The sequence below is a fragment of the Aquabacterium sp. genome (assembly GCF_014378415.1).
Taxonomy (GTDB): Bacteria; Pseudomonadota; Gammaproteobacteria; order Burkholderiales; family Burkholderiaceae_C; genus Aquabacterium.
In genome coordinates this window covers 17,171-32,533 of the sequence record NZ_JACMNS010000015.1, presented here as the reverse complement: position 1 = coordinate 32,533, position 15,363 = coordinate 17,171, and the positions used below count along the sequence as shown (strand labels likewise).

The 15,363-nt window shown below is 63.9% G+C and carries 14 protein-coding genes; 11 read left to right on the top strand and 3 right to left on the bottom strand.

From position 1 onward, the window contains the following. The 3 genes from H7225_RS02025 to H7225_RS02015 all read left to right on the top strand — a co-directional run. A partial coding sequence (locus H7225_RS02025) for a diguanylate cyclase (protein WP_290659034.1) occupies positions 1-695 on the top strand: 695 nt, incomplete at its 5' end. Positions 696-698: 3 nt separating this feature from the next. Continuing rightward, positions 699-962 carry a DUF1653 domain-containing protein gene (locus H7225_RS02020; RefSeq protein ID WP_290659032.1) on the top strand — a complete coding sequence of 88 codons (264 nt, stop codon included), beginning with the start codon at positions 699-701 and terminating at the stop codon, positions 960-962. A 90-nt stretch (positions 963-1,052) separates the two neighbouring features. Further along, positions 1,053-2,081, top strand: a complete 1,029-nt coding sequence (locus H7225_RS02015) for a DUF4325 domain-containing protein (RefSeq protein WP_290659030.1) — start codon at positions 1,053-1,055, stop codon at positions 2,079-2,081. A 70-nt stretch (positions 2,082-2,151) separates the two neighbouring features. Here H7225_RS02015 and H7225_RS02010 read toward each other — a convergent pair whose 3' ends face one another. Then, a complete protein-coding gene (locus tag H7225_RS02010; RefSeq protein ID WP_230178750.1) occupies positions 2,152-2,367 on the bottom strand; it encodes a cold-shock protein in 216 nt (71 codons plus the stop codon). Positions 2,368-2,587: 220 nt separating this feature from the next. Further along, on the bottom strand, positions 2,588-3,202 hold the full coding sequence (locus H7225_RS02005) for a hemolysin III family protein (RefSeq protein WP_290659026.1): 615 nt from the start codon (positions 3,200-3,202) through the stop codon (positions 2,588-2,590). 29 nt (positions 3,203-3,231) lie between these two features. On the opposite strand from H7225_RS02005, the gene dinB reads away from it, so the two are divergent. Together dinB and H7225_RS01995 are read left to right on the top strand one after the other, a co-directional pair. After that, on the top strand, positions 3,232-4,488 hold the full coding sequence (gene dinB, locus H7225_RS02000) for a DNA polymerase IV (protein ID WP_290659024.1): 1,257 nt from the start codon (positions 3,232-3,234) through the stop codon (positions 4,486-4,488). A 28-nt stretch (positions 4,489-4,516) separates the two neighbouring features. Continuing rightward, positions 4,517-6,379 (top strand): nucleoside-diphosphate sugar epimerase/dehydratase, encoded by a 1,863-nt coding sequence (locus H7225_RS01995; protein WP_290659022.1) that lies wholly within the window; start codon positions 4,517-4,519, stop codon positions 6,377-6,379. 17 nt (positions 6,380-6,396) lie between these two features. On the opposite strand, the gene H7225_RS01990 is transcribed toward H7225_RS01995, so the two are convergent. Continuing rightward, positions 6,397-9,177: a CHASE domain-containing protein gene (locus H7225_RS01990; protein ID WP_290659021.1), complete on the bottom strand. Its 2,781-nt coding sequence runs from the start codon at positions 9,175-9,177 to the stop codon at positions 6,397-6,399. A gap of 250 nt (positions 9,178-9,427) precedes the next feature. On the opposite strand from H7225_RS01990, the gene H7225_RS01985 reads away from it, so the two are divergent. The 6 genes from H7225_RS01985 to rplU all read left to right on the top strand — a co-directional run bounded on the left by H7225_RS01985 (position 9,428) and on the right by rplU (position 15,334). Beyond that, on the top strand, positions 9,428-10,870 hold the full coding sequence (locus tag H7225_RS01985; protein WP_290659020.1) for a S41 family peptidase: 1,443 nt from the start codon (positions 9,428-9,430) through the stop codon (positions 10,868-10,870). Next, entirely contained in the window at positions 10,867-11,667 is an 801-nt protein-coding gene (locus H7225_RS01980) for a HesA/MoeB/ThiF family protein (protein ID WP_290659018.1), read from the top strand. The genes H7225_RS01985 and H7225_RS01980 overlap by 4 nt, the downstream gene beginning before the upstream one ends. Then, on the top strand, positions 11,642-12,547 hold the full coding sequence (locus H7225_RS01975) for a TIGR00730 family Rossman fold protein (protein WP_290659016.1): 906 nt from the start codon (positions 11,642-11,644) through the stop codon (positions 12,545-12,547). Before H7225_RS01980 ends, H7225_RS01975 begins: the two co-directional genes overlap by 26 nt. A 26-nt stretch (positions 12,548-12,573) precedes the next feature. Then, positions 12,574-13,506, top strand: a complete 933-nt coding sequence (gene rocF / locus H7225_RS01970; RefSeq protein WP_290659015.1) for an arginase — start codon at positions 12,574-12,576, stop codon at positions 13,504-13,506. A 50-nt stretch (positions 13,507-13,556) separates the two neighbouring features. Next, a complete protein-coding gene (locus H7225_RS01965) occupies positions 13,557-14,876 on the top strand; it encodes a patatin-like phospholipase family protein (RefSeq protein ID WP_290659013.1) in 1,320 nt (439 codons plus the stop codon). Positions 14,877-15,022: 146 nt separating this feature from the next. After that, the gene (gene rplU, locus H7225_RS01960; RefSeq protein ID WP_290659011.1) at positions 15,023-15,334 is read left to right on the top strand and encodes a 50S ribosomal protein L21; all 312 of its coding nucleotides are present in this window, start codon (positions 15,023-15,025) and stop codon (positions 15,332-15,334) included. Positions 15,335-15,363 lie beyond the last annotated feature (29 nt).

Sequence of the window (15,363 nt, the reverse complement as noted above, 5' to 3'; positions counted from 1 at the left end):
TGCGCCTGGCCACACCGATCGCCACGCTGGCGCCCTCAGTGCTCAACGGGCTGCACTATTTCAACCTGATCACGGTCCTGGTGATCCTGATCGCCCTGGCGGCCATGTACTACCGCCTCGTCACTCAAAGCGAACAGCAGCTGCGCGAGATGGTCGCCACCGATCCCCTGACCCGCCTGCGCAATCGCCGCAGCGTGCTGGACACGTCCACCAGCGAGGCCGCCAAGCAACGCCGTGATGGCCGCCCCTTGTCCTTTGTGTTGTGCGACGTGGACCACTTCAAGGTCATCAACGACACCCATGGCCACGAGGCCGGTGACGATGTGCTGAAGGCGGTGGCCAGGATCCTGCGTTCAGGGGTGCGCGAAGTGGACCACGCTGCCCGTTGGGGTGGCGAAGAGTTCCTGCTGCTTTTGCCCGAGACCGCTTTGCCTGGTGCGGGGCTGCTGGCCAACCGCTTGCGCGAATCGATCGCCGAGCTTCGGGTGCCGGGCAAGGACGGTCCCTTGAGCGTGACAATGACCTTCGGCATCAGCACCCTGCACCTGAACGAGCCCATCGACCAGGCCATTGCCCGCGCCGACAAGGCCCTCTACGATGGCAAGCGCCGTGGCCGCAACCGGGTTGAACTGGCCAACGAAGACGTGCCTCGGCAGGCCTGCTTGCACGACAATGTTGGCCATTCGAGGAGCTGAGTCATGAGTGAAGAACGTCCCGTGCTGCCATTGCCCACCCTCAAGCTGGGCGTGTACCGCCACTACAAGGGCGAGCGTTACCAGGTCTATGGCGTGGCCCGCCACAGCGAAACACTTGAGGCCCTGGTGGTCTACCGGCCCCTGTATGGCGAAGGCGCTTTGTGGGTGCGCCCCTATGCCATGTTCACTGGCCGCATCACCATCGACGGTGTGGATCAGCCTCGCTTCGAGTGGGTCGATGCCGGCCACGACGGCGCCCTTCATTGACGAATAAGCGGGGCATTGCACCGGCCAATTCGGCGTTTAAGTTCTGGGGGTGACGCCAGATACTCAGCCCAGCTGAAAAGGATGCCGACCATGTCACGCCTCAACCTTCACCACATGATGGGCTGGATCACCACCGCTGCGGTGCGCCACCCCGATGACCTGATCGCGCACGTGGCCGATCGTGCACATGCCAGCAAGCCGGCGGCCCGCAAAGCCGTGGCGCGCCTGGTGGAGGCCGGGTGGCTGGTCAAGCAAGGCTCGGTCTCAAGGCCTGTGTACCGCCCCGGTCTGTTTCGACAGGTGGTGGCCAGCTACCCTTTGCAAGGCTTGGTGGAAGACGTGCCCTGGGAGCGCGATTTCATGCCCAACTTCGTGTTGCCGCCGTCGGTGCAGCGCATGGCCCAGCACGTCTTCAACGAGATCCTGAACAACGCCATTGACCACAGCGGCGGCACCACCGTCACCGTGTCCTTGCGCCAGACGCCCAACCATGTGCAGTTGCTCGTGTCCGACGATGGCCGTGGTTTGTTCGACCGCATCCGTGAATCATTCGCCATCGACGATGCCCAGCACGCCATGTTGGAGCTCAGCAAAGGCAAGCTCACCAGCCTGCCTGATCGCCACACCGGACGCGGCCTGTTCTTCTCGGCGCAGTTGGCCGATGTGTTCGAGGTGCATGCCAATGGCTCGAACTTTCAGCGCCGGGGTTGGGATGGCGGCGGCTGGCATTGCGGCAAGCCCTTGGCCCGCCAAGGCACCTCGGTTTACGCCTCGATCGCGTTGGACACCGAACGCACGCTGGATTCGGTCCTGAACGTGTGGAGCACCGATCGCCAGGGCATCGTGTTTGACCGCACCCGCGTGCCACTGCGCCTGCTGCTGTCGACCAACACCGCCTCGTTGGACTCGCGCTCGCAAGCCCGCCGTGCTGCGTCAAGGCTGGGTCAGTTCAGCCACGCCCGAATCGACTTCAGTGGCGTGTCCGAGATTGGCCACAGTTTTGCCGACGAATTGTTCCGCGTCTTCGCTGGCCAGCACCCCGGGTTGGAGCTGGTGGCCGAAAACATGTCGCCCAAAGTGGCCAACCTGGTGCACGCCACCATCTCGGGGCAGGCCTAGCCCTGTTTCTGAGCGCCCATGAAAAAAGCGGCCGAAGCCGCTTTTCAGTGCGTTCAAACGCGCGCTGGAATTACAGCGGGCGAATGTTCGAAGCTTGTGGGCCCTTTTGGCCTTGCTTGACTTCGAATTCCACGCGTTGGTTTTCTTGCAGGCTGCGGAAGCCGCCTTCGCTGCGGATTTCGCTGAAGTGAGCGAACAGGTCCTTGCTGCCATCTTCAGGAGCGATGAAGCCAAAGCCCTTGCCGTCGTCAAACCATTTCACGGTGCCAGTTTGTGTCGTACTCATGGATGTTGTTCCTTGTAGAGTGATTGAAAAAAAAAGAATCCACACAAGCTTGCACCCATGTGGCAGAAACACTCAAGAAACGTCAAACCGGGAGTTGAAACCTGGACCGTGTCAGCAGCGTTGAACAAGTTCAGCGTGCCTAGCGGTAGAAAACGAAGACCTTGAGGAAACGGTCTTGTGCATGTCTGTGGGCTTAATGTACCTGCATTGCACCAAAATGTCACGCCACGAATTTCAGCACCGTGAAATAGTGGCTGGCGGTGCCGCCCAGCACGAACAAATGCCAGATGCCATGGGCGTGCCGCATGCGGGTGTCGATCACGTAGAAAATGATGCCCACGGTGTAGAGCAGCCCGCCCGCCACCAGCCAACGCCAGCCACCATCTTGCAGACCATTCATCAGGGGCACGGCGGCCGCCACGCCGCACCAACCCATCAGCACGTACAGCGGGACCGACGGCACCGTGTCACGGCCCCACCACAGTTCCTTGCAGATGCCGACTGCGGCCAGCGTCCAGACAAAGGCGAACAGCGACCAACCCAGCGTGCCGTGCAAGGTGATCAGGGTGAAGGGCGTGTAGGTGCCCGCGATGAGCAGGTAGATGGCGCAATGGTCAACCTTGGCCCAGCGCTCCTTGTTGGCGCCACGGATGCTGTGGTACATCGCGGACGCCGCGTACAGCAGCACCATCGACAGGCCAAAAATGCTGAAGCTGAGGATCTTCAAGGCATCGCCGGCCTGCAGCGCCTGCGCGATCAACACGGCCGAGCCCGCCACGGCCAGCGCCAGCCCCAGCAAGTGGGTGACACTGTTGAAACGTTCCCCGTGGTACATAACGACAAGCCCTGTTTGGTGTGAAAACGATGATGACACGCTCTTGGGTGGCCCACCTCGACATGGACGCGTTTTACGCCTCCGTGGAGCTGCTGCGCTACCCCGAGTTGCGGGGGCAGCCCGTGGTGATTGGCGGCGGTCAGCGTCATCAACCTGTCATGCAGGACGACGGCACGCGCCGCTTTTCAGTGCTGCGCGACTATGCGGGGCGCGGTGTGGTCACCACCGCCACGTATGAGGCGCGCGCCTTGGGTGTGCATTCGGCCATGGGCATGATGAAGGCGGCGGTGCTGGCGCCCCAGGCCGTGTTGCTGCCGGTTGATTTCGAACGGTACAAACAGTATTCGCGGCTCTTCAAGGCGGCCGTGGCCGAGATCGCGTTGGTCATCGAAGACCGGGGCATCGATGAAATCTACATCGACATGAACGACTTGCCTGGCGTGCTCGATGCCGTGGGCGACGATCCCCATGGCGGCGTGCGGGCCTTGGCCCAGCGCATCAAGAACCGGGTGCACGAGGCCACTGGCCTGAGCTGTTCGGTGGGGGTCACGCCCAACAAGCTCTTGTCCAAGCTGTGTTCCGATCTGGAAAAGCCCAACGGCTTGACCCTGCTCACCGAGGAGGACATCCCGGCGCGCATCTGGCCCTTGCCCGCCAGGCGGATCAACGGCATTGGCCCCAAGTCCACCGCGCGCCTGGAAGCCTTGGGCATCCACACGATTGGCGACTTGGCCGCGGCGCAAGCTGCTTGGTTGATCGAGCAGTTCGGCGCCAACTACGGCACCTGGTTGCACGAGGCCGCGCATGGCCGCGATGAGCGCGCCGTGGTGACCTGGCGCGAACCCAAGTCCATCAGCCGCGAGACCACCTTCGAGCGCGATCTGCATGCGCGCGACGACCGCGGCGCGCTGGGCGAGATCTTCACGCGCCTGTGCGAGAAGCTGGCCGGTGACCTGGTCCGCAAGGGTTACGTGGCCAAGACCATTGGCGTCAAGCTGCGCTACACCGACTTTAAAATCGCCACCCGCGAGATCACCTTGCCCGCCCACACGGCCGATCCCCAGGACATCCGCCTGTGGGCCGGGCGCTGCCTGAAGAAAGTGCCCTTGGACCAGCGCCTGCGTTTGCTGGGCGTGCGGGCGGGCACCTTGTGCAAGCTGGGCGATCTGCCGGCGTTGGAGACGGCGCCCAGCGTCAAGGTGCGCCCCCTGGAATACACCTTGCCGCTGTTCGACTGGGAGGACGCGCCAACCCAGCCTCCAACCCGGCGCACAATGGAGGGTTAGCCCATCGCGGCCCCTTGCCTTGCCCACCATGATCTGGAACCGACTCGACCGCATTGCGCATGTTCTGCGCCCCCAACGTCAAGCTGCGATCCTGCTGATCGATGCTGCTCTGATCGTGCTGGCCTGGCACGCCACCTATTTGTTCCGCATGGGCGTCGAGCGCTGGCTGCATGAACGGCCCAGCTATGACACGGTGGTGTTGTTGGGCGTGATCGCGGTGTACAGCGCCGTGTCGTGGGCCCTGGGCGTGCCGCGCGCTGCCTGGCGCTACACCAGCTTCAACGAGATCACGCGCCTGGGCTGGGTTTGCTTGGGCGGCGGCCTGGCCAGCGCCGTGGTGGTGTTGATGGCGCAGTTGGTCGAAATCCCGCGCGCCGTGCTGGCCCTGCACCCGTTCATGGTCCTGGTCACCTGGTCCTTGGCGCGCATGCTGGTGCGCATGCTCAGCGAGCAGTCGCGGGCGCGCCGCGAGGGGGCCAACGTCACGGGGCGCCGGGCCATTGTGCTGGGCGCGGGGGCGGCGGCCAAGTTGCTGATCGCGGGCATTCAACACCGTGGTTGGACCGTGATGGGCCTGCTGGACGACGATCCCCGCAAGCATGGTGCCCGCATGGCCGGTGTCACTGTTTGGGGCGGGCTGGACAAGCTCCAGGCTGAAGGCACGCTCGACGATGTCACCCACCTGGTCCTGGCCATGCCTTCGGCCAGTGGGGCCCAGCGCAAGCGCGCTTTGGACATGGCGGCTGCCACTGGCCTGCCCGTGTTGACCGTGCCCAGCGCCGATGAGCTGCGCGAAGGCGGCTCCCGCATCGACCGCGTGCGTGACATCGAGCCCGACGACCTGCTGGGCCGCGAGCCCGTCAAGCTGGACGAGTCGGCGCTGTCGGCCCTGGTCAGCGGCCAGACGGTGATGGTGACGGGCGCGGGCGGGTCCATCGGCTCGGAGCTGTGCCGCCAGATCGCGCGCTTCGGGCCTTCTCGACTGGTGCTGTTCGAACTCAGCGAATTCGCGCTTTACAACATCGAGCAGGACCTGAGCGAGCGCTTCCCCCGCGTGCCCCTGGTGCGCCTGGTGGGCGATGTGAAAGACCTGCCCGAATTGCGCCGCGTGATGAACCGCTGCCTGCCCGACCTGGTCTTTCATGCGGCGGCCTACAAGCACGTGCCCTTGATGGAAGACGACAACGCCTGGATCGCCCTGCGCAACAACACCCTGGGCACGTACCAAGTGGCGCAGGCGGCGGGCGAATGCGGCGTCAAACGCTTCGTGCTCATCTCGACCGACAAGGCCGTCAACCCGACCAATGTGATGGGCGCCACCAAGCGCGCCGCCGAGATGGTGGTGTCGCACTGGGCGACCCAGATGCCGGGCACGCGCTACATGGCTGTGCGCTTTGGCAATGTGCTGGGCTCCAGTGGCAGGGTGATCCCCAAGTTCAAGGAGCAGATCGCCAAGGGCGGCCCGGTCACGGTCACGCACCCCGACATCACGCGCTACTTCATGACCATTCCCGAAGCGGCGCAACTGGTGCTGCAGGCGGCCGTGCTGGCCGAATCGGGCCAGGTCTTCGTGATGGACATGGGCGCGGCTGTGCGCATTGCCGATCTGGCGCGCGAGATGATTTTGTTGTCCGGCCACACCGAGGCCGAGATCCCCATCGTGTTCAGCGGCCTGCGCCCCGGCGAGAAGCTGTTCGAAGAGCTGCTGGCCGACGCCGACACCACCCTGGCCACGCCGCACCCGCGCTTGCGCTTGGCCCAATTGCGGGGCGAATTGCCCGCCGACTGGATCGAGCGCCTGCTGGCCTTGGCCCAGGACGAATCGGCCAGCGTGCCCAGCACCTTGCGCCAGCGTTTGCACGGCCTGGTGCCCGAGTACCAGCCGCGCTGATCAAGGCAAGTCAGCCCTCAGGTGTGCGTGGCCAGCAGGTCGTCCACGTGCACCAGCAAGGCGGGCAGTTGCACCGGCTTGGTCAGGTAGCAATACGCGCCCGCTGACAGGGCCGCATCCACCTGTTCGGGCATGGCATCGGCCGAGATCATGATCACCGGGGTGGCCGCTGTTTGAGGGTTGGCCTTCATCAGCGTGAGGAACTCCAGCCCCGAGGCATCGGGCAGGTGCACGTCCAGCAAGACCAGGTCGGGCGCTGGCCCGTTGAGCCGGTCGTGCAGCACGGCCAGGCCTTCTTCAATGGTGGGCGCCACCGTCAAACGAATCCACCCGCGCGAGGCCAACGCACCACGCACCACTTCGCTGTTCACATGGTTGTCTTCCACGTACAGCACATGGCGCACGGGCTGGTTGGCCTTGGTGATGATGCTGGTCGGGGCCGGCACTGGTGGTGCGCTGGGCCTGGGCATGAGTAGCTTGGCAGCGGGCAAGGTCAAGGTGAAGGTGGAGCCCTTGTTTTCCCTGCTTTGCACGTCCAGTTGGCCGTCCATCAACTGGGCCAGGTGCTGGCTGATCACCAGGCCGATGCCGGCGCCATCGGGGGCCAGGCGTTCGCGGCCCATGCGGTTGAAGGGTTGGAACAGTTGGGCCAACTGCTCGGGGTTCATGCCCAGCCCGGTGTCCTCCACCGCCAGACCAATGCAGTCGTCCTGTCCTGGCAGCGAGGCCATCACCATCGACACCTTGACGGTGCCACCCGGGCGGTTGTACTTGATGGCATTGCTGAGCAGGTTGATCAGGATCTGCCTCAGCCGGATCGCATCGGCCCGCACGCCCCAGCCGGCGGGTGCGGGATCGGGGTCCAGCAAATGCACTTTTTGTTTCTGAGCCAACTCCCGGACCATGTCCATCGCCGCGATGACAGCTTCGTTGATGGGCACGACTTCGGTGTTCAGCTTGAGCGTGCCGGTGTCGATGCGGGACAGGTCCAGCACATCGTCGATCATGTCCAGCAGATGCCAGCCCGCCTGCTGGATCTGCTCTAGCCGGTGAGATTGCGTGGGCGTCAGGGGCGACTGCTTGTCCAAGTCCATCACCTGCGCGAAGCCCAGCACGGCGTTCAAGGGGGTGCGCAGCTCATGGCTCATGCGCGACAAGAACTCGCTTTTCGACCGATTGGCCGTTTCCGCCTCCGCCTTCTGCCGTCTGGCCACGTCCATGGCGGCTTCCAAGCGCCGCGTGTGTCCGGTGATCACCAGCAGCAAAGCACCCAGCGCCGCGGCCAGCACCACGCCGCCAATGGCCAGCAGCCAGGACCAGGCCAGGCCTGCCACCACCGGCACCGGGGCATGGGCCCAGGTCACCAGGCGCCATTGACGGCCGGCGAACTCAATGGGGGTCACGCTTTGGTAGGCTTGTTTTTGAGCCGGGGCACCGCTTGAGCAAAGGGTGGCGCCACCCAGAAAAGCTGGAGCGCCTTGGCTGGCATCCACCAGGCAGGCGCTCAGGTAGGCGGGCAGCCCGTGGGTCATGGCCTTGATCATGTCGTCCATGCGCAGCGCCAAAAACACCGCGCCCAGGGTGCTCTGAACGCGGGCTTGCGGGGTGTAGGGCTGGCCCTGGTAGATCACTCGGTAAAGCACCACCCCTTTTTGCCCGCCTGACTCCTGCGCCAGTTCAAGCCCTCGGGAGGCGGCCGGCCGGTCCTCGCGCCGTGACTGCTCAAAGGCGTCCCTGGCGGCGGGGTTGGACAGCGAGTTGTAGCCCAGCGCCTTTTCATTGCTGGCCATGGGTTCCAGAAACCGGACCGCAGCCACTTCGGGCCCCTTCGGAACCAGTCGCGCGCGCGTGTCGTGAACCTGGTATTGGCTCAGGCCCTCGGCATGCTGGCGTCCCTCAAAGCTGGGGATTTGATCCAGGGTCAGCCGTTCGGTCCAGCCCATGGCCTGGATCCCGCTCAGCGTGCTCAGCCAATAGGTGCTGGCCAGTTTGAACTCCGGCCGGCTGACCTCGGACGACCCGATGTACAGGCCATGCAGGGCCTCCAGCGCATTCAGGTAGCCATTGAGCCGCAGATGCACGGCATTGGCCACGGCCTCCACGTCATGGTCGAACACTGACTGGGCGCGTTCCGCTTCCCACAATTGCACCTGGTGAATGGTCAGTCCGAGCAGCAGCGTGGTCACCAACAAAGGCACACCGACGATCAAACGGCGAGCCCGCCACAGATCGACCGGCCGACCGACCAGGGTCAGCATCATTGGTGTGCCGGTCAGAACACCCAGCGTGTCCCCTGCCCACCAGGACATGGCGGCCTGAGCCGCGTGCTGGGCGGGCAGCACGCCCAAAGCGACCATCGAAGGCACCGACACGCCAGTGTTGATCAGGCATGACACCGGCCCTGCCATCAGCAGAAAACGGCCGATGTCGACCGGGTGTTCCAGGGGCAAATCCCGGACTTGGCCTCGGGTTGACCATTGGGCGCCCACCCAGGTCTGCAGGGCGGCGCCGAGGCCATTGACGGCCGCCAACACTGCGAACGGCCAGAAATCGATGGGATCTTGGGCATGCCAGTGCGCGATGGTGAGAACGGTCGCCGAGCCCAGGCCCACCGGCAGCACCATGGCCTTTCCCCACCCGAGGACAAAGGCCAATCCAAAGCCGGCCGACAGGTAGAGCGGCTCAACATGGTCTTGCGGCGACGCCAACCCCAGCGTCAACACGCCCGCCGCGGTGTAGACCAACCAGGTGATGAAACCCCGAGTCCAAGGCGATGTGGGGGCAAATGCCTGGCGCATGGGCGTCCTTCCGAGTCTCGGTGAGTGGATTTTTTTGCGCACCTTAGCACCCATTGCCCCCAAGGCGTGAAGGGGGAGATCCGGGGTTGATCGTTAGCTTCTTGCGACTAAACGGTGCAAAGCCCCATACAGAGGCCAAGTTCTGGCCTTATTGAACTTTGTCTTGCGTTGGTCGGTCCTATACTCGAAAAACATTTCGCCATCTGAGGGTTTCAGGTGGCATCGCGGGTTCGAAAAGGCACCATTGGCCATGACTTCCAAATTCAAGATTGCGGGCTGGGTGGCACTGGGTGTGCTGGCCGGCGGTTTGACCACCATGCAGTTCCAGGCCACCGCTCGCAACACAGTGGCCCCCTTGCCACTGGAAGAGATGCAGCAGTTGGCCGCCGTGTTCGGCATGATCAAGACCGATTATGTTGAAACGGTGGACGAGAAAAAGCTCATCAGCGACGCCATCGGCGGCATGGTGTCGGGCCTCGATCCCCATTCCACCTATTTTGACAAGACCACCTTCAAGGAGTTCCGCGAAGGCACCACGGGCAAATTCGTGGGGGTGGGCATTGAAATAGGCATGGAAGATGGCCTGGTCAAGGTCGTCTCCCCCATCGAGGGCTCGCCCGCTTTCCGCGCTGGCCTGAAAAGCGGTGATCTGATCACCAAAATCGATGACACCTTCGTCAAGGGCCTGACCATGGACCAGGCCGTCAAGCGCATGCGCGGCGAGCCCAGCACCAAGGTGGTCCTGACCATTTTCCGCAAGCTTGAAAGCCGCAGCTTCCCGGTCACCATCACCCGCGAAGAAATCCGCGTGCAAAGCGTGCGCGCCAAGATTGTTGAGCCGGGCTACGGCTGGATTCGCGTCACGCAGTTCCAGGACCGCACGGTCGAAGACTTCGTTGCCAAGGCCGACAAGCTCTTCAAGGACGACCCCAAGCTGAAGGGCCTGGTGCTCGACCTGCGCAACGACCCGGGTGGCCTGCTGGAAGGCGCCATCGCCGTGTCGGCGGCTTTCCTGCCCAAGGATGTGACCGTGGTGTCCACCAACGGCCAGATCCCCGAATCCAAGGCAATCTTCAAAGCCCGCCCCGAGGATTACACCCGACGCCTGGGTGCCGATCCGCTGGCTAAGTTGCCCGCTGCCATCAAAAATGTGCCGCTGGTGGTGTTGGTCAACGAAGGCTCGGCCTCGGCCAGTGAAATCGTCTCTGGCGCGCTGCAAGACCACAAGCGGGCCACCATCATGGGCGCGCAAACCTTCGGCAAGGGCTCGGTTCAAACCGTGCGCCAGCTGACGGCCGACACCGCGCTCAAGATCACCACGGCGCGTTACTACACGCCGAGCGGACGCTCCATCCAGGCCAAGGGCATCGTGCCTGACGTGATGCTGGACGAAACCGCCGAAGGCAACCTGTTCAGTGCCCTGCGCACCCGTGAAGCCGATCTGGAAAAGCACATTGGCAGCGGCCAAGGCAGCGAGGTCAAGGACGCCGCCCGTGAAAAGGCCCGCGAAGAAGCCATGAAAAAGCTGGAAGAAGCCTCCGCCAAGAAGAACGAGCCGCCCAAGCCATTGCCTGAATTCGGCAGCGCTGAAGACTTCCAGCTCCAGCAGGCGGTGGCTCAGCTCAAGGGCAAGCCGGTCGTCGTCTCCAAAACCATGACCGAGCGCAAGCCCGAGGACACCAAGGCGCAGTGAACGACCACCAACGCCTGCGCTACAGCCGCCATCTCTTGCTGGATGAGTGGTCGGAAGAGGCGCAGACGCATCTCTTCAACGCCCACGCCCTGGTCATCGGGGCAGGAGGTCTGGGGGCCCCGGCACTGATGTACTTGGCCAGCGCGGGTGTTGGGCGCATCACGGTGATCGACCCGGACACGGTCGATTTGACCAACCTGCAGCGCCAGATCGTGCACACGACCGAGCGGGTTGGCCAGACTAAAGTGGCTTCGGCCGCCCAAGGGTTGGCGCAGATCAACCCCGAAGTGCAGGTGCACACGGTGCCCCAAGCGGCCGATGCCGCTTTGCTGGCGCATTGGGTGCCTCAGGCCGATGTCGTTCTGGATTGCACCGACCACTTCGCCATCCGCCACCTGATCAACCGGGCCTGTGTGAAGGCGGGCGTGCCCCTGGTGTCGGCGGCCGCCGTGCGCTTTGACGGGCAGATCAGCGTGTTTGACCCCCGGTTGCCCGAATCGCCTTGCTACGCCTGCCTGTTCCCACCAGAGCAGGCGCCAGCTGAAACGCGCTGTGCCACCCTGGGTATTTTCGCGCCGGTGGTGGGCATGCTGGGCGTGATGCAAGCGGGCGAGGCGCTCAAACTGCTGGCCGGATTGGGCGGCAACGAGGCGCACATCTTGCTGGCAGGACGCCTGCTGATGCTCGATGGCCGCAGCTGGCGTTGGACTGAATTGAGGGCGCGCCGCGAGCCGGCGTGCTCAGTCTGTGGACCACAAGGCACTGAACAACATGAACAACCCCAAAGAACTGCTTGAACGTAACTTCCCCACGGCGGTTCAGGATGCGCGCAACGCCGCCAAAACCTCGCTATACGCTGGTGCCGACAGCAGCTACGACCTGGCTTTTGCCGACCCTGAATTCCTGCTCAACCCCGACCTGCGCCCGGTGCGCATGCAGCTGGAACTGCTCAAGCCCGAGATGGTCCAGCGCGAAGAGGGCATCAAGTCCACCATCGTGATGTTTGGCAGCGCCCGCATCCTGCCGGCCGACGAAGCGCAGGCCCGCCTGACCGAAGCGGAAGCACTGCCCGATGGCTCCGAGCGCGAGATCGCCTTGCGCCAGGCCCGTCGGCACCTGGACATGTCCCACTATTACGAAGAGGCCCGCAAGTTTGCCGCCCTGGTCACCACCCATTCGGCTCAACTGCAAACGCCCATTTACGTGGTCACCGGCGGTGGTCCCGGCATCATGGAAGCGGGCAACCGGGGCGCTTTCGAGGTGGGTGGCAAGAGCATCGGCCTGAACATCGTGCTGCCTCACGAGCAAGAGCCCAATCCCTACATCACACCCAGGCTGTGCTTCCAGTTTCACTACTTTGCCTTGCGCAAGATGCATTTCCTGATGCGCTCGGTGGCCCTGGTGTGCTTCCCCGGTGGCTTCGGCACGCTCGATGAGCTGTTCGAGGCGCTCACCCTGATGCAGACTGGCAAATGCCGCAAGCGCCCGGTGCTGCTGTTCGGGCGCGACTTCTGGACCAAGCTCATCAACATCGACCACCTGGTGGACACCGGCATGATCAGCCCGGGCGATGTGCACCTGTTCCGCTACGTTGAAACCGCCGACGAAGCCTGGGAAACACTGCAGCAGGTCTATGGCCTGGGCCGGCCGGACAAAGATTCAGCCTGCGGCTGGTAACGCCAAGATCACCAGAAAGGGCCCGCATGACCCACACCACCGTCAGACTCATCGGCGCGCCCACCGACGTGGGGGCCAGCATGCGCGGGGCCGGCCTGGGCCCCGAGGCCTTGCGCGTCGCTGGTTTGCCGCAGGCCCTGGCCCGGCTTGGCCTCACGGTCAACGATGATGGCAACCTGACCGGGCCCACCAACCCCTGGCTTCCGCCCGTCGATGGCCACCGCCACCTGAAAGAAGTGCTGGCCTGGAACCAGCAGGTTTTCCAGGCTGTGTCCGCCGCTTTGGGGGCCGGTGAGATGCCCATGCTGCTGGGCGGCGACCATTGCCTGGCCATGGGCTCGATCGGCGCTGTCGCGGCGCATTGCCGCGTCATTGGCCAGAACTTGCGCGTCATCTGGCTGGACGCCCACGCCGACTTCAACACCAGCGACATCACCCCCAGCGGCAACCTGCATGGCATGCCCGTGGCCGTGCTGTTCGGCCTGGGCCCGGACGACCTGGTGCACCTGGCTGCCGCCGGGCTGCCCCAGCCAGCCCTGTCGCGCGACGAACTGCGCCTGATCGGCGTTCGCAGCGTGGACGAACAAGAGCGCCAGTTCGTTCACGCCCAGGGCCTGGAAGTGTTCGACATGCGCCATCTTGACGAGCACGGCATGCGCGCCGTCATGCAGCAGGCCCTGATGGGCGTGGACGAACGCACCCACCTGCACGTCAGTTTCGATGTCGATTTCCTGGACCCGGACATCGCGCCCGGTGTGGGGACGGCCGTGCGGGGCGGCCCCACCTACCGCGAGGCCCAGCTCTGCATGGAAATGATCGCCGACACGGGCCGCCTGTCGTCCCTGGACATCATGGAGCTGAACCCGGCCCGCGACCTGCAGAACCGCACCGCCGAACTGGTGGTCGACCTGGTCGAAAGCCTGTTCGGCAAATCCACCTTGATGCGCTTGAGGCCCTGATGCGGGTATCTTCGCACTCATGTCTGGCGGCGCCCTGCCGATAAGTGCTCATGAGCCTGCCCGGAAAAACAGCATTGGTCCTCACTGGCGGTGGCGCCCGCGCCGCCTACCAGGTCGGTGTGCTTCAGGCCATGATGCTGATCCGCCGTGACAGCGGCGAAAAGCAGCGAGGCAATCCTTTTCAGATCATTTCCGGCACCTCGGCCGGCGCCCTCAATGGCCTGGGCCTGGCTTGTCGGGCCGATCACTTCGAGCTGGCGGTGCGCGCCATGGTCGAAGTTTGGCGCGACTTCAAATCCGAGCAGGTCTACCACTCCGACTCGCTGGGCATCATCCGCAGCGGCGCCCAATGGCTCACCTTGTTTTCGCTTGGTTGGGCTTTGGCCCGCTGGCGCCGGGCGCGCCCGCGCTCCCTGCTCGACAACGAGCCCCTGCGAGAGCTGTTGCCCGACCTGTTCAAGATCGAGCGACTGCCCAAGCTCATGGAGGAGGGGCATCTCCACGCCGTGGCGATCTCCGCGTCCAGCTACACCACGGGCGAGCACGTCACCTTCTACGATTGCGCCGAGCCGGTGGCCTCCTGGGACCGTTCCCAGCGCATCAGCGTGCGCGACCGCCTGTCGATCGAGCACCTGATGGCCTCCAGCGCCATCCCCTTCGTGTTCCCTGCGGTGCAACTGTCAGTCAACGGCCGCCCGCACTACTTCGGCGACGGTTCCATGCGCCAGGCCGCACCCATGTCGCCGGCCATCCACCTGGGCGCCGACCGCATCCTGGTGATTGGCGCGGGCCGGTTGCACGAACCCCCCGCGCCGCGCGACACCATCCTTGAATATCCCAACCTGGCGCAGATCGCCGGTCACGCCATGTCCAGCATTTTCCTGGATGCGCTGGCGGTGGACATCGAGCGCATGCAGCGCGTCAACAGCACGCTTGGCCTGATGTCGGCCGAGGTGCGCGAGCGCTCCAACCTGCGCCCGGTGGACGTGCTGGTGATCGCCCCCAGCCAGCGCATTGACGACATCGCGGCCCGCCACCTGTGGGCGCTGCCACCCGCCGTGCGGGGCATGCTGCGCGCCGTGGGGGTGTATGGCCGTGGCAAAACCGCCCGAGGCTCGGCACTGGCCAGCTATTTGTTGTTCGAATCCTCATTCACCCGCGAGTTGATCCACCTGGGCTTCACCGATGCCTTGGCCAAGCGCGACGAAGTGACGGCTTTTTTCGGCTGGGGAGCACCCCCGGATGGCATGGCGCCCGGCGAGGGCAGCAGCCCGATCCTGACCGGCCAGTCCCTGCAAAACAGGGCGGCCGAACCGGGCACTTGCAAACTTGGCAGACCGCGTGGTAGCATCGAGAGCTTCGCACTTTGAGTGTGCGGAGATTCGTCGCCTTCTTTTCAGCGCGGCCTCAGTGCAGACGTGTGTAGAAGATTCGGGATTTTTCCTGGTCTGATCGCCGCGACCCTGTTTGAGATGCTGTTTGAGAAGCGGGCATCAGATATTTGAAAGGTCTCCCTATGTACGCGGTCATAAAAACCGGTGGCAAGCAATACAAAGTTGCTGCTGGCGAAAAGATCAAAGTAGAACAGATTACTGCGGACGTTGGCCAAGAGATCGTGATCGACCAAATTTTGGCTGTCGGAATCGGCGCTGAAATGAAGATCGGCACGCCCTTGGTGGCTGGCGCAACCGTCAAAGCAATCGTTTTGTCGCAAGGTAGGCACGACAAAGTGCGCATCTTCAAGATGCGTCGTCGTAAGCACTACCAAAAGCGCCAGGGTCATCGTCAGAACTACACAGAGCTGCAAATCAGCTCCGTGAACGCCTGATCTGATCCTCAACCCCCTTTTTGAAGCTT

Excerpts from the sequence above, each read along its gene's own strand:
- H7225_RS02010 (WP_230178750.1), bottom strand. The coding sequence starts at position 2,367 with ATGAGTACGACACAAACTGGCACCGTGAAATGGTTTGACGACGGCAAG.
- H7225_RS01965 (WP_290659013.1), top strand. The coding sequence starts at position 13,557 with ATGAGCCTGCCCGGAAAAACAGCATTGGTCCTCACTGGCGGTGGCGCC.
- rocF (WP_290659015.1), top strand. The coding sequence starts at position 12,574 with ATGACCCACACCACCGTCAGACTCATCGGCGCGCCCACCGACGTGGGG.
- H7225_RS02015 (WP_290659030.1), top strand. The coding sequence starts at position 1,053 with ATGTCACGCCTCAACCTTCACCACATGATGGGCTGGATCACCACCGCT.
- dinB (WP_290659024.1), top strand. The coding sequence starts at position 3,232 with ATGATGACACGCTCTTGGGTGGCCCACCTCGACATGGACGCGTTTTAC.
- H7225_RS01990 (WP_290659021.1), bottom strand. The coding sequence starts at position 9,177 with ATGCGCCAGGCATTTGCCCCCACATCGCCTTGGACTCGGGGTTTCATC.
- rplU (WP_290659011.1), top strand. The coding sequence starts at position 15,023 with ATGTACGCGGTCATAAAAACCGGTGGCAAGCAATACAAAGTTGCTGCT.
- H7225_RS02020 (WP_290659032.1), top strand. The coding sequence starts at position 699 with ATGAGTGAAGAACGTCCCGTGCTGCCATTGCCCACCCTCAAGCTGGGC.
- H7225_RS01985 (WP_290659020.1), top strand. The coding sequence starts at position 9,428 with ATGACTTCCAAATTCAAGATTGCGGGCTGGGTGGCACTGGGTGTGCTG.
- H7225_RS01975 (WP_290659016.1), top strand. The coding sequence starts at position 11,642 with ATGAACAACCCCAAAGAACTGCTTGAACGTAACTTCCCCACGGCGGTT.
- H7225_RS02005 (WP_290659026.1), bottom strand. The coding sequence starts at position 3,202 with ATGTACCACGGGGAACGTTTCAACAGTGTCACCCACTTGCTGGGGCTG.
- H7225_RS01995 (WP_290659022.1), top strand. The coding sequence starts at position 4,517 with ATGATCTGGAACCGACTCGACCGCATTGCGCATGTTCTGCGCCCCCAA.